Origin of the sequence: Paenibacillus chungangensis (assembly GCF_042675905.1) — a bacterium.
GTDB lineage: Bacteria > Bacillota > Bacilli > Paenibacillales > Paenibacillaceae > Pristimantibacillus > Pristimantibacillus chungangensis.
The window spans coordinates 1-13,769 of the sequence record NZ_JBHTJZ010000070.1; the positions used below are offsets into that span (position 1 = coordinate 1).

Below are 13,769 nucleotides of genomic sequence, written 5' to 3' on the forward strand. Positions count from 1 at the left end.
ATAAGACTGTATTGACGTAAACTTAGGAACCGCCGTATACCGAACGGTACGTACGGTGGTGTGGGAGGTCGGCTACTCAAATAATGGGTAGCCTCCTACCCGATTTCCTCTTAGTAAGGATGATGTCCCATATAAGGAGGTTGTTCCGGATAAGCGGCTTTCGGGATGAACAGCGTTGCGATAAAATAGACGAGTACAGTGGTTCCGAAGCTGAATAGGGCGGAGATGGCGACGATCAGCCGTATAATTGTAGCGTCTATGTTGAAGTATTCCGCGATGCCTCCGCACAGTCCAGTAATTTTGCTGTCTGTTTTTGATCGAAATAGTTTTCTCATCGTTTAGTCGTCCTTTCGTCCAGCTCTTTGATAAACCCATTGTAACAAGCTGCAGGGTGATCCAGGAACAGACGAAGGTCGGTTGCGTGGACTGGTCTTTGGTCGGGGGGAGCTGCGACGGAGGGCGGGGCCCAGCCAATACTCCCGACCCAAACTGACTATTCGTGCGAAATCAGAGCGGGTTGAACGATTGGCGGTGCACCATCTATTAGAATCGCGCTATTGTCCAATCGTATAACGTGAACGGAGCGTGGCGACCATGGCCTCCACTTCCGCGGGCTCAGGCAGTTGTAGCTCAGAGGGCTGAACGGCATCGGCAGCATGAGGAGTTGGCGGGGCAACGCCGAGCGCTTGCTGCACAGCTTGAGCGAATGCATGCGAACCGTGCGGTACGAGCCCCGCGAGCTCCTCCAGACTGGCAGTGCTGTCCGCCGAGACGAGCGGGTGTCCGAGCGTATCGTCTCCTCCAGACGCGATATCGTAGAATTGGCGCACGAAGGCGGCGCGGGCACTACCTGAGCCTTCCGTTACGACGAATGCCTGTACGATGGTCGCATGCGTCTGCCGGCGCTGCGCAATGCCGCAAAATTTGAAGCCGTCAATACTAAGATCGAAATCGCCAGGGCAATAGGCTCCGGTGATCTCCCCTTTGTCCACTTGTCGGCCAGTTCCCTTGAGCGCTTCTCGGATTAGGGCGAACATGCCCTCGAAATCGTTATGGAAATGGTAATCCAGTACGTGGGTCTTAGGTGCAATCAGAGAGAGATTGACGACACCGGCATCCAGTGGTACAGCCGCACCTCCGGAATTACGCACAGCGGTCGCCCAGCCGCTAGATTCCAGCCATTGCCTAGCCTCCTGCACATGGGGCATGCGACTGTCGCGAAGCCCCATAATGAATGCTCCTGGATGCCGCCATATATGGCAGACGGCGGGGCCGCCTTTCCCTGCACTTCGGCACAAAAGTTCATCCAGTGCGAATGCGTACAACGGATCGGTAGAGGTGAAGTCGTTTATTCGATTAAGCACTAGCATGCTCTGCCAAGCGTCGTTCATAGCAGTCTCTCCTTCCTGAATTCTTGCCGTCCATTCCGTTCATGTATGCTTCAGTAGATTATCATGATCCTGATTTAGTTACAAATGTATGGCTCCTTTTTGTGCATATATGACAGCGAGGCGAATAGCAATGGGAACATGCAGAACAAGAGGACCTCTCCTTTACAGGAGAGGTCCTCTACTAGTTGAGCCTCCGTATATAGGTAAAACTTATTTATAGTAGGAAGTGGTCAATGGAACGAACACGGAGGTGCCACTTTTTACGCTGCCATTAATGTAAAGGGAATTAACGCCACCAATTCCGACTTGAACAGTCACTAAGCCGTCTTCAGGTTTAATACGCTCAACGCTCTTCAAAATAATATTGTGATCAGAGTCCTTAATGGTCAAATCTGTAATATCGCCGCCAACAGCAGCGATTTGCAGGTATAACGTTTGATATTCTTTATTCGGGTAAAGCATGAAGCTGCTCGAACGATTGCCTGATGCATTATCGAACCAAGCTTCTTTATAGTCTTTGCCTTTATAGGTTGTTTGTGCTGTATCCTTTGTGTGATACATATCTCTGAAGCCTTCTGCAATAGACACGCCGTCCACTTTCTCGCCTAGTATAATTGTTTTTGTAACTTCATCATAATCAACTGCCACATCGAGCGAATTGGATATTGCGCGAATTGGAAAGTAGTTGGCGCCTTGATACAGGATAGGCGCAACTGCATTGCCGTTCACATCACGCAGGTCAGCATAGGTACCGTCAACCTGAACTTTAATGTCGGGATTGAGATATGCTTTTATTTCCTGCAGCTTAGTTGCCGCATATGCTCCCGTTCCCATACTCGCGAGAATCGTCATACTAATGACAGCAGTAAATGTCTTTTTTTTCAATGTCTCTCCACCTCAATAGATGTACATAGTATTTTACCAAAAGTATATCCTTTTATTATAATTTCGCAATAGTTCTTTTGTAACATTTTCCATTAATTTATTGTATAATTTGCAAACTGTTGAGCTGGAGATAATGGCTGCATAGACTGCATGTCTCCACTCGGAATTTTCGCAGCAAGCTTGTCATTCCTGTCCGCATATTTGTCCAAGTTCTCACATACATATGTATCAGCCAGTGAATAACAATTGAAGTAGAGGGGATGATGACATGCGTCGCATGACATGGACCGCGGCAATGATTTTAGTAGTAGCACTAATACTGTCTGCTTGCGGTACGAAGGACGCCGAGTCCGTGGTGAAGGATCTGGACAAATCTGTTAACAGCATGGAGAGCTATCAGGGAAGCGGAACGATGACGCTCCACAATGGGCAGCAGCCGCAAGCGTACGAAGTGGATGTATCGTTCCAACAACCGCACTATTATCGCATCAAGCTAACGAACAAGGAGAAGGATATTACCCAGATTGTGCTCAAAAACGATGACGGCGTATTCGTACTGACTCCCAAGTTGAATAAAGTATTCCGCTTCCAAAGCGAATGGCCGCAAAATCAAGGGCAAGTCTACTTGTATCAAACGTTGGCGCAAAGCATCATTACGGACAGCTCACGCCAATTCGCTGCGAATGACGACGCCTATGTATTCGATGTGATGGCCAATTACAATAGCGGGTCGCTGGCAAGACAAAAAATATGGCTGAATAAGTCGGATTTAAGCCCGCTGCAAGTAGAAGTGAGCGATACGAATGCAAGAGTGCAAGTGGATGTGAAGTTCGATACGTTCAAATTCGATCAACGATTCGACGAAGGCTTCTTCAACACGGATGAGAATCTGAGAAGCGAGAGTGCGGCGGAACAATCCGATGAGCCGACTACGACAGTGCCGGACGAAAAAGATCAGGACGGCATCAAGGCGCCTGGCGATGAAGGCGTCGGTACGACGAATAGCGAAGACAGTCCTGTCGACAGCGATTCCGAATCGAATGCGGAAGAGGCGGATCAGGATGAAGATGCGGATACGGACGCCAATAATGAAGAAGAGAATGCTGATACAGCCGCTGAGAATAAGGTGGAGAAATTCGTGGTGATGGGTCCTTCCTATACGCCGCAGGGCGTTGTGGTGCTGGATGAGACGGATATTGTATTCAATGAACAGCCAGGCCAGATGACGCGATACGATGGTATATACAGTTATACCCTCATTCAGACCCAAGCTCAGGAGCAATCCGCTTCGTTCATGCAAGGCATGATTGTTGACCTGGGCTTTACACTGGGTGAGCTGACAGGCGGCGACGGACTGCAGACGCTAACGTGGACTTATCACGGCAGCCAATTCCGAATAACCAGCGCTAATCTGCCTCAGAGCGAGATGGAGAAAATTGCGGAATCCGTTCAGGCAGAAGTGGGGAAGTAGCACTTTCCTGATCTGCCAATACTAACCGAACGATTGTGAGCGCCTCTTCATTGACAGTCCTGGCAGCAGCGTATAACATGAATAAGATAACGAATTGCTGCTCGGACTGCCAACGGTTTAACATATAAGAAGAAGGTGAAGGTGTTGGAATCGTTTTATCGCCCGACATGGGCAGAGATCTCGCTAGATGCTTTGAGACATAATCTGCAAGCCGTTCGTCAGACATTGCCAAATGGCTGCAAGTTAATGGCCTCCGTGAAGGCCAATGCCTATGGACATGGACTAGTTGAAATTGCGGGGGCGGCTGAGCGCTTCGGCGTAGACTATCTCGGCGTCGCCTTCCTCGACGAGGCGCTGAAACTGCGCGAAGCCGGCATTCAGTCGCCTATTCTCGTGCTTGGATTCGTCCCGGCGGAAGGGCTGAATGCAGCTAGAGAGCACGATATTACGATAAGCTTATTCCGTGAGGATATCCGACAAGCCGCAGAGATGCTGCCGCACGAGGGGAAGAAGCTGAAAGCGCACATTAAGCTGGATTCCGGGATGGGCCGGCTTGGCGTGGTCGGCTTCAAGGAGGCAATGGCATTCATCGAGCGATCGATAGGGACTCCTAACCTTCGTGTGGAGGGCATGTTCACGCATTATGCCAAGGCCGATGAAGGGGATAAAAGCTACACACAACAGCAATATGAACGGTTCCGCGATGTGGCGGAAGCGGTGAAGCAGCGCGGCTGGCCACTCCAGATTATGCATGCGGCGAACAGCGCCGCCGGCATCGATACGCCGGAGTGGGCTGGAGGTATGGTACGACTGGGCATCAGCATGTACGGGCTCTATCCATCTGTGGAAGTCAATCGGCAACGCGTATCTCTTCAGCCGGTATTGTCCTTGAAGTCGCAGCTGGTACATGTGAAGCAGACGCCTTCCGGCTGGGGCATCAGCTACGGCACCCGCTACGTCACAGTCGGCGAGGAGTGGATTGGTACTTTGCCCATTGGTTATGCTGACGGCTTCAGTCGGATGCTTACGGGGAAGGCGAATGTGCTGCTGCGAGGCAAGCGGCTTCCTGTGCTGGGAACGATCTGCATGGATCAATGCATGATTGCGCTGGATGCCGTGAATCGCGCAGACAATCCTGTGAAGACGGAGGAAGAGGTCGTCATTATCGGACGGCAAGGTGATGAGATGATTACAGTCGAAGAGTTGGCGGATCAGCTCGGAACGATTAATTATGAAGTGATCTGCATGATAGCGGCGCGTGTGCCGCGCGTGTATATCGAAGGCGGCAGTCAGGTTTCCGTGCGGAATGCGCTGGTGTGAATGCATATGCGCATGAGGGATATTTTTCTAGCTGAAAATTTGTAGAATAATAAAGGAAATTCTCTCTTCATCACGAATCAATGGAGTAGGATAACTGTGTGTGCCGACAGTCTTCATGGGATGATAGCATAATTGATATACGTCTGACATAGATATGAGGAAGTATAGAGAAGGCATATTTACGTCATAATGAGTACTACGGTGTTGGAAAAGTTTTGGAGGTGCGAGTTCGGTGGCCAATATGCATAACACGAAAAGGATCATGATTAGCTTGCCCGATCAGCTGTTGGAAGAGGTCGACGGTATTGTGGCCAAGGAAAATTCCAACCGCAGCGAATTTATTCGACAAGCCATGAAGCTGTATTTGGTGGAACGCAAAAAGCGTCAAATTCGTGAATCGATGCAGCGCGGGTACATGGAGATGGCAAAAATCAACCTGAACATGGCCTCGGAAGCTTTTCAAGCGGAGGAAGAAGCGGACCATACATTAGGCCGTCTCGTAAGCGGGGTGTAGAGCTTGATCGTAAAACGCGGGGATGTGTTTTTTGCCGATCTGTCACCGGTTGTTGGCTCTGAGCAGGGCGGTGTCAGGCCTGTACTTGTCATACAGAACGATATAGGCAACCGATTCAGTCCGACTGTCATTGTGGCTGCCATTACAGCGCAAATTCAGAAGGCGAAGCTGCCTACCCATGTGGAGATGGAGGCGGAGGCGCACGGCTTCGACCGTGATTCCGTTGTGCTATTGGAACAGATTCGCACTATTGATAAGCAGCGTCTGACGGACAAGATTACCCATCTTGATGACGAGACGATGCGTAAAGTAGACGATGCTTTGTTAATTAGTGTCGGCTTAATTGATTTCTAGAGCAATATAAAGGCAATAAGCGTCAAGAAATGTGTCGCTCCGCGGCTGTTTTCTTGACGCTTATTTGTAATGCGCTTTCAACAAGGGCATACCGGGTCTCTCTTAATAGCGCAGCGTGAAGCGGTAATTGCCCGACTGCAGTACAAGGCTCAGTTCACCCTTATTCAGGCTGCAGGATAGGATGCCAGACGGCAAAAAGGAATTGGAGCCATCGACCGATAGAGGAACACTCCCTTCGGCGATCCACTTCGGCATGCCTGCGCCGGGAAGATCGCCGAGCAGCAGAGTGCCATTCATCGAACAAGGCAATGACAACAGGATCGTGAAGGTATTGTCTTCATGACGATCCCATCTGATCGTAATATCGCCTCTTGGTGTGCTTGTCTTCGCCTCGGCGAACGAAAGCGCTTCTGCGAAATATGGCTCTAAGACGGCAGATGAGAATCCCGTGGAGCTGCTTCTTATCCCGCATACATACTCCTGCAGCATGCGGGAGGGATAGCTATTCCAGGCGTGGCAATGGGACTCGATATCGTCCCAGCCCTCCCACATCGTCGTTGCGCCCTGTGCAATCATATACCCCCAGCCGGGGTATTCCGGCTTGGTCATGAGGCGGTAAGCATACTCCCGCATTCCATTATCGAATAGAACACGCAGCAGCGGCAGGGACAGAACAGTTTTGCTTTCCCACGGGCGGCCAGCTATGTAAGCGAGCACATCAGCTTCGTCCTCGGACGGGAGGATGCCAGCGTGTAGAGCGAGCGCATTGACACCTTGATGAGCTTGTGCGGAGCCTGAGCTGTCGCGCAACCGCTTCGTGTCGGCGTTGTACAAGTTCGCCAGTATGCTGTCCCGCAATTGCTTCGCCTGTTCGGTATAAGCTGCGCTCTCCGCTTCAAGCCCCAGTATGCGGGCTGTATCTGCTGTAATGATAAGCGCTTGCCAGGCTTTCAACTGCTGTACGGTCAAATAATCGCCTTCGTGCTCCACAGTGGGATAAGGCCAGTCGCTTATATGCCATCCTGCGCTGACGGGGATAAGGCCAGTCTCATGAGAACGGGTGGTCATGTAGGCGTCAAGCATCTTCTTCATCGGCTCGTAATAGCGCTCCAATAGATCGCGATCGCCGCTGAATTGATAAAGCTTCCACAGCAGGGTGGCGAAGTGCAGATCCCACTCCGGTATTTGCAGATAGAAGTCGGGATGCTCGTAATTGGACGGATAGACGAATGGGAAGGAGCCGTCCTCTAACTGACCGTCGGCGAAGTCGCGCAGCGTCTTGTCCAGCATGTGATAGGCGTCGAAGTTGTACAGCAATGTCTCCGCCTGCAAGTCTGTATCCGTCAAGTATTGCGCTTGTTCCCGGTGAGGGCAATCGACGACTTGTCCGACGATATTGTTGCGCTGTGTCTGGATACAAGCCTCATAGAGCTTGTTCAGATGGGCGGACGAGCTTGCGAAGCTGCCCGTCGCCGCAATACCGGTGTGAACGGAGCATACGGTCAGCTCCCCATCCTGCAGCGAGCGGGGATAGCCTGTTACTTCAATATACCGGAAAGCCTTGTAGCTAAGATCGGGCGCCCATACTTCCGTACCGCCCCGTCCATGCATCTTGTAGCGGTCGAAGTAATGGGAGGAAGTCTCGTTGCAGACCCGATGCTGCACCCGGCCATTGTCGTCCAGTTGTTCCGCGTAGCGTAGCGTGACCGTCGTTCCGGCTATGCCGGGCAGCGCGATCTCGGGCCAGCCAGAGATGATTTTGCCCGTATCGAATACTTGTATAAGCCCTTCATCCGCGGAATGAAGGGCTTCTCCTGTCGGCGTGGGGACAATCCGTTCATGCTCCCGTCCTTCCGGCAGCTGCTGCCAGCGCAGCTTCCAATGCTGCAGACTTTCATCAGCCAGAATGGCAGGTGCGCACAGGCTCTCGGGGAACTCTGGGAGCAGCCAGTTCTCTTCCAGCCGCGATGCGTCGTAATGCTCAATAGCCGACAATCTCCGGTTCTGCTGATAAGGCGTTCCGGCAGTGTGGGGCATGCTGCTGCTGCGAAGCGTTAGCCATTCGACATCCGAACGAACAACCTCTTCATACCCGTCCTCGCAGCGGATATGCAGTTCCAGCAGCAAGCCCGGCTTGCCGTTCACATAGTTCTGCCCGCTGCCTCCCAAGTAGTGGGCGATGACGCCGATGCAATTGTCGCCGGTGCGCAGCGATTCGCTCACATCGTAAGCCAGATAATACTTGCTGTGCGGGATGCTTGTGGGCGCCGGAGAGCCGTATCCGCCGATGCGTTCGCCGTTCACATGAAGCTGGAAGACATGATGGGCGGAGATATACAGCTTGGCGCGCGTCACGGGACGCTCCATTCGGAAGACACGACGGAAGTAGGCGAAGTCGTTGCAGGCTACTTCGCTCTCTCGCCATATCCACTGGGCCTGCCAATCCTTCTCTGCCAAGCCGCTCTCCCACCAGTCTGGCGCCATCTCCGCATATTGCTCCTCTTCGTTCCAGACACAGGCTTGCCAATAGTATCTGCTGTTGCTCGCAAGCGGCGGGCCTTCATAGCGCATGTGAAGCTGGCCGCCATCTCTTCTGCCGCTGTCCCACAGCAGCTTTCCTTCTTGCAGCGAGCGTAGAGAATCTGCGACCTTCACTCGGCAAGCGCCGGGAGTCTCCCCTCTTCGTTCGCTCGTCAGCTGCCAAGTGAAGCGAGGGGCGGAAGTATCTATAGCGAGCGGATTAGCCAGTCCGTTCACAAGCGGATTAATGACGTTGAACATATAAGCTCATCCTCCTTTTGGTCTCAGTATAGTGGGTAGAGATGAGCCGAAGAAGGGGGGGATATGATATATTTATAGGTGAATCGCATCATCGTAGGTTGGGGGCGGATGGGAATGGAAGGTTATCCCCGATTGTTGGAAGGGCGAATATTTTGGCGGGGCGAGCTTCAGCTTGTCGTAACCAGGGAGCATGAATGGTTCGAGCTTCCGCTGCACAGACATGATTTCGTGGAGATCAACTATGTCGCGGAGGGGAACGGGCATCATTATATCGGGGATGCCCGGCTGGACGTTAGACAGGGAGACATCTTCGTGCTGCCGGTTGGCGCCAGCCACGTATACCGGCCGAATTCCAAGGAAGCGAAAGACGACCTTGTCGTCTACAACTTTCTGATCGGGAAGGATACGTTAGAGGACTATCTGCGCTTGTATCCGCTTCCTCTCAATCTGTCAGACGCATTGGGATTGACGAATTCGGCATATCGACGGTATAGGGATTGTGCGGGAGATGTTCGCAGGCTAATGACGGCTTCCTACCGGGAGTATGCGCTTGGCCAAGCGGGTGTAGAGGGGATGATGCTGGCTTATTTGACGCAATTGCTGCTAGTGCTGTACCGTCTTGAGCTATCGGAGGGAGAAGAAGGTCCCGGGCATGTAAGCGCGGACGTCTCCAAGGTGCTGCAGTATGTGGAGGATCGCTATGCGGAACGCATTACATTGAGGGATGCCGCATCCCTGATCCCTGTCAGCGTCAGTCATCTACAGCGGTTGTTTAAAGGGGAGACGGGCCAAAGCTTTATCGAATATGTACAGAATCGGCGGATTGAGCGAAGTCGCGAGCTGCTGGAGGGGAGCCGGTATTCGGTGGCGGAGGTTGCCCGGCTTGTCGGCTATCAAGATACGAAGTTTTTTCACGAGCTATTCAGGAAGAAAACGGGTCAGACGCCGCTTCAATATCGCAAAGGGAAGTGAATTATCATTTTTTGCAGGAAAAGGGATGGACATCATTCATTGACATTTGTTATGATAAGTCCAACTACAACATATATCATTTTTGGCATGTGATGCGAAGAACGCAAACAGGTCTGCTATAGGCAGCCGTTTGCGTTCTTTTTTTATATTCTGAGAGAAATGAGGGTGGAGAGAATGGGCAATAAGCGGAATATGTGGATCAGCCTGACGGCAGCCGTATTGTCGGCAACGCTTGTGTACGGGTTATATCAGCTGCAAAGGCTGCAAATGCAGAGGCAAGATACTGTAACGGTGATCGTGCCGGGCCGGTTCATTGCTGCGGGAGAAGTGATTAAGGAAGAGGATCTGGGGACTGTGCAGCTGCCTTATAGCGCGTATACCCCGGAGATGGTGACGGAGGCCGTGGAAGCGCTTGGCATGGAGACAGTGATGCCGCTTGGTCTAGGCGAACCTATGCTGGACTGGAAGCTTAATTATCACAATTTGCAGCCCCGGCTTAGCGAATCTACATTCCAGATTCCAAGAGAATATATCCGATCGATATCCAATGGAATTCGGGCCGGGGATCGGGTCGCTATATATGCATCCGGCGAGGAAGGGGTATCGGGCAGAGTGTTCCGGGAGACGGTCGTCGTCGCTTCGGTGAAGAGCTCAGGCAATATGGAAGTGGACAGCCCGGAGAAGTCCCATCTGCTGTCAATGGCGGAGGGTAATATGGACGGCATGTATGCGGCGAGAAGGGAGGCGAACGCGATGATTGAGTACTTGAATCTGAATCTGACCGAGCAGCAGTGGTTAACGATAGACGAACTGTGCACGGGAGGTGCGACCAAGCTGGTGGTCGCTTACAGTCCTGAATCGTTCAATCGCTTCCATGCTATCGACGAGAGGAGCGATGGCGAGCAATGAGCACACGTGGTAGAAATGGATCAGCCGTCACGGCTTTTATCGGAACAACTCCCAATATCGGGACGACCGTCGCTGCATTTGCCACGGCTTATCGAGTGGCGGAGAGATGCTCGGGAACAGTCGGTTACTTGTGCCTCCATCTGAAGAGCGCTAAGCTGCACCGTTATCTGGGAATCGACGAGCCGCACGCGACATTGGATCAGCTTCAGCCGGAGCTGCGATCCGCCGCACTGACGCCCGGCATGTTGATGGGCGCGAGCTGCGCGCTGAGGCAGAGGCCGAACTTGCACATTCTCTTCGGAAGCCTGAACCGTGAGCAAGCAGAATTTTTCACGGTGGAGGAGATCGAGCAGCTGTTGCAGGCTGCTGAGCAAGCCTTCTCCTTTGTCGTGCTCGATGTCGGCGCTTATTGGGATAATGCCGCTACTGTATGCGCCATGCGAAGCGCGACCTCCCGCATCCTGGTAACGACACCTGCGTTGTCACACTTTCAGGAGGACGGGAGAAGATGGATCGGGCAAGTATCGCCAATGTTCCATGTACCGCGAGACCATTATGAATGCGTAGTCGTACAGCCACACCGGAGGAAGAGCGCATACGGGATTCGCCATATCAGCCAAGAGCTTGGCATTGCGCCACTGGCTCGCTTCCAGTTGGCTGAATCCCTCTACGCCAGTCTGGACGAGGGCTCCTATGACAGATGGCTTGCGACTGACACCATTGGGAAGAAGGCGATGACGGGGGTAGCGAGGACGCTTATCGAACGTTATGCCCTGGAGCAGCACGAAGCGGACATTCTGCGACAGCCATGGTATCGCGGGCTTCCGGTCCTAAGAAGGGGGATGAGCTCTTATGAAGGGCGGAGTTAGCCGGTTCTCTCCTTCGGAATTCGCCGCGCGGATGAATTCGGCTCCGGTTCAAGAGGATGCCTTCGCACGGAAGTCTGGGGATACAGATTACGCCTCTGGCGGTGACGACTTCGAGAAGCTGGCGGATGACATAAGGGCGTACTTGAGCGCGCCGCGCGGCTTGACAGATGAGGAACGACGCAAGTACAGCGAGCTTCTGAACCGGGCGGTGCTGGGCTTCCCGCAAGAGAGGCAGCAGGTGCTCGCGGTTATCGAAGACCGGTTGATCAGGCTGCGGATTCACGGGAATGGCGGCTGGCGGCATCCGTTCGCCACTCTTGCGGAAGCGTTGTTCGCGGAGGTGGTCGGACTGAATGTGCTGGAGCTGGTACTGGCGGAGCGGGAAGGGCTGGAGGAGATTCAAGTCGTCGGAGAGCGGATCTACGAGGTACGTCACGGCAGGACGGTATTGTCCGCCTATGCATTCGACAGCATGCGTGACGTGGAACGGATTCAACAGAATCTGGTGCTGTACAACAATGACCGGATCAATTCGCGCAAGCGATGGGCGGAAGTGATGCTGCGCGACGGATCGCGCGTCACGATGACAGGCTTCGGGTTCACATCCAAGCCTACGCTTACGATTCGCTTCTATACCGTCCGCACCTTCAGCCTTCAGGCGCTCTGCAAGCCAGCTTACCGCACGCTCGACGAACGTATGTCATCGCTGCTGCTGGCGGTGCTGCGAGCGAGATTCAACTTGATCATCATCGGTGCAACGAATTCCGGCAAGACGAATCTGATGAAGGCGCTAATTGCGGAGCTGCCGGCGGAGGAGAGGATCGTGACGATCGAAGGCAGATTCGAGATGATGCTGGGCCGTGACTTCCCGGACCGGAACATCATCGAATATGAGATTGAAGAGGAGGGAGGCGGCCACGGACCCGAACAGGCGTTCAAGCTGGCGCTCAGACAATCTCCGCAGCGAATCATTCATGCGGAGATACGGGACGATGACGCCAATATATACGTGAGAGCGTGCACGCGCGGTCATACGGGCAGCATGTCTACCGTGCATGCCAATCGATTGGAGGACGTGCCGGAGGCGATTACAGATATGTGTATGCTGGACGGGCGCGGCATGAACCCGGAGCGATTGGTGAAGCGGATCACGGAATTCGTGACGGAGATCGGAATCGAGATGCGCTTCCATAACGGCCGTCGTGTCATTCAGCGGATCGGGGAGCTGGAATGGCGTGAAGGAGCGGTGTCAGTCCGCAATCTCGCCTTGTATGACGAGACTCGAGATTGCTGGACCTTCCCGGAGGAGCCCAGTGCGCAAGCGGGCATGCGACTTTCGGAATGTGGAGGTGAACGATGAGCCAGACGACGATTGTGGCGGGAGCCTCACTGCTCTATTTGCTGCTTTACTTCATGTTCTACCATCTGTTCCATCTATGGACGGATAAGCGGCAGCTCAGAAGCCGCTTGACATACATATCGCCATACAGCTGGCGCGCGCTGCTGCAGGACAGGTTCAATCTGTATATTCGGCTGCGGCGACATATGGAGGAGCTGCTGGAGATGCTTCGCCTGAAGCTCGGCGCAGACATGTTCATCTGGCTATCCATTCTGCTGCTACTGGCAGGTGTAGCGGGAGGCGGGCTGTTCTTCCAGACTGTGAAGGGGACACTACTCTTCGGCTTGCTGATCGGCCTGTTGCCATACGTTAGTCTGCGCGCGCTGCTTATCCACCGCCGCATGGGCGCCCAGATGGACTTCCTGCCAGCGGTGGAGCTGTTCTACCAATGTTATCTGGTAACAGGAGAGCGACAAGTTCGCATTGCGCTTCAGCGTACAGTGGAAGAGAGACGACTGCTGGGACCGATGGGGGCCGTGTTCGAGCAGTTGTATCGCAATCTGTCTGTGCGGGGCGATGATGAGGCCAGCTTGAAGTTGATGGCTGCATCGCTCGGCCACGTGTGGGCCGACTACTTCGTTAATATATTGCGCATCGCACTTGTGGAGGGCGTTCCCGTATCAGACAGCCTCAGAGAGCTCATTCACGATATGCGCAAGTCCCGACGGGCGGGAGAGCAGGAGCGGCACAGGCTGCTAGAGATCAGAATCGCCAATTTTACTCCGCTGCTATTCCTGGCGCTGTTCATCTGCATCAATATTCGCTTCAATCGTGAGAACGCCTACTACTATTATCTGATGGATCCCGGAGGGCGCGATATGCTGCTTAATGCGCTGCTGCTCATCTTCGGCTCCTTCCTAATGGGCTTGTGGCTTTCGCGTAAGAAGTTGTAGAGAGGAGAGGA

13 protein-coding genes are annotated in these 13,769 nt (G+C 53.2%); 9 read left to right on the forward strand and 4 right to left on the reverse strand.

The genetic code is table 11. The features are described 5' to 3' along the window. Window positions 1–110: 110 nt before the first annotated feature. The 3 genes from ACFQ2I_RS21845 to ACFQ2I_RS21855 all read right to left on the reverse strand — a co-directional run bounded on the left by ACFQ2I_RS21845 (window position 111) and on the right by ACFQ2I_RS21855 (window position 2,276). Window positions 111–335: a PspC domain-containing protein gene (locus tag ACFQ2I_RS21845; protein WP_377568064.1), complete on the reverse strand. Its 225-nt coding sequence runs from the start codon at window positions 333–335 to the stop codon at window positions 111–113. A gap of 219 nt (window positions 336–554) precedes the next feature. Beyond that, a complete protein-coding gene (locus ACFQ2I_RS21850) occupies window positions 555–1,391 on the reverse strand; it encodes a lipoate--protein ligase family protein (protein WP_377568066.1) in 837 nt (278 codons plus the stop codon). A gap of 210 nt (window positions 1,392–1,601) precedes the next feature. Further along, window positions 1,602–2,276, reverse strand: a complete 675-nt coding sequence (locus ACFQ2I_RS21855) for a hypothetical protein (RefSeq protein ID WP_377568068.1) — start codon at window positions 2,274–2,276, stop codon at window positions 1,602–1,604. 268 nt (window positions 2,277–2,544) lie between these two features. Between ACFQ2I_RS21855 and ACFQ2I_RS21860 the strand changes: the two genes are divergently transcribed. The 4 genes from ACFQ2I_RS21860 (at window position 2,545) to ACFQ2I_RS21875 (ending at window position 5,935) form a co-directional block, all read left to right on the forward strand. Further along, window positions 2,545–3,747 (forward strand): DUF4367 domain-containing protein, encoded by a 1,203-nt coding sequence (locus ACFQ2I_RS21860; RefSeq protein WP_377568070.1) that lies wholly within the window; start codon window positions 2,545–2,547, stop codon window positions 3,745–3,747. A gap of 144 nt (window positions 3,748–3,891) precedes the next feature. Next, window positions 3,892–5,067 (forward strand): alanine racemase, encoded by a 1,176-nt coding sequence (gene alr / locus ACFQ2I_RS21865; protein ID WP_377568209.1) that lies wholly within the window; start codon window positions 3,892–3,894, stop codon window positions 5,065–5,067. A 232-nt stretch (window positions 5,068–5,299) separates the two neighbouring features. Then, window positions 5,300–5,581, forward strand: coding sequence for a CopG family ribbon-helix-helix protein (locus tag ACFQ2I_RS21870; RefSeq protein WP_377568072.1), 282 nt, complete (start codon window positions 5,300–5,302; stop codon window positions 5,579–5,581). 3 nt (window positions 5,582–5,584) lie between these two features. Continuing rightward, complete coding sequence (locus ACFQ2I_RS21875) at window positions 5,585–5,935, forward strand: type II toxin-antitoxin system PemK/MazF family toxin (RefSeq protein WP_377568074.1); 351 nt, start codon at window positions 5,585–5,587, stop codon at window positions 5,933–5,935. 102 nt (window positions 5,936–6,037) lie between these two features. Here the strand turns inward: ACFQ2I_RS21875 and ACFQ2I_RS21880 are convergent, their stop codons facing one another. Further along, window positions 6,038–8,716: a family 78 glycoside hydrolase catalytic domain gene (locus ACFQ2I_RS21880; protein WP_377568076.1), complete on the reverse strand. Its 2,679-nt coding sequence runs from the start codon at window positions 8,714–8,716 to the stop codon at window positions 6,038–6,040. A 78-nt stretch (window positions 8,717–8,794) separates the two neighbouring features. Here ACFQ2I_RS21880 and ACFQ2I_RS21885 point away from each other — a divergent pair, with 78 nt between their 5' ends. From ACFQ2I_RS21885 to ACFQ2I_RS21905, 5 genes are all read left to right on the forward strand, one after another. After that, window positions 8,795–9,688: a helix-turn-helix domain-containing protein gene (locus ACFQ2I_RS21885; RefSeq protein ID WP_377568078.1), complete on the forward strand. Its 894-nt coding sequence runs from the start codon at window positions 8,795–8,797 to the stop codon at window positions 9,686–9,688. A 174-nt stretch (window positions 9,689–9,862) separates the two neighbouring features. Next, window positions 9,863–10,597 carry a flagellar biosynthesis protein FlgA gene (locus ACFQ2I_RS21890; protein ID WP_377568080.1) on the forward strand — a complete coding sequence of 245 codons (735 nt, stop codon included), beginning with the start codon at window positions 9,863–9,865 and terminating at the stop codon, window positions 10,595–10,597. Further along, window positions 10,594–11,466, forward strand: a complete 873-nt coding sequence (locus ACFQ2I_RS21895; RefSeq protein ID WP_377568082.1) for a hypothetical protein — start codon at window positions 10,594–10,596, stop codon at window positions 11,464–11,466. Before ACFQ2I_RS21890 ends, ACFQ2I_RS21895 begins: the two co-directional genes overlap by 4 nt. Next, entirely contained in the window at window positions 11,450–12,826 is a 1,377-nt protein-coding gene (locus ACFQ2I_RS21900) for an ATPase, T2SS/T4P/T4SS family (RefSeq protein WP_377568084.1), read from the forward strand. Before ACFQ2I_RS21895 ends, ACFQ2I_RS21900 begins: the two co-directional genes overlap by 17 nt. After that, window positions 12,823–13,758: a type II secretion system F family protein gene (locus ACFQ2I_RS21905; protein ID WP_377568086.1), complete on the forward strand. Its 936-nt coding sequence runs from the start codon at window positions 12,823–12,825 to the stop codon at window positions 13,756–13,758. Before ACFQ2I_RS21900 ends, ACFQ2I_RS21905 begins: the two co-directional genes overlap by 4 nt. Window positions 13,759–13,769: the final 11 nt, after the last annotated feature.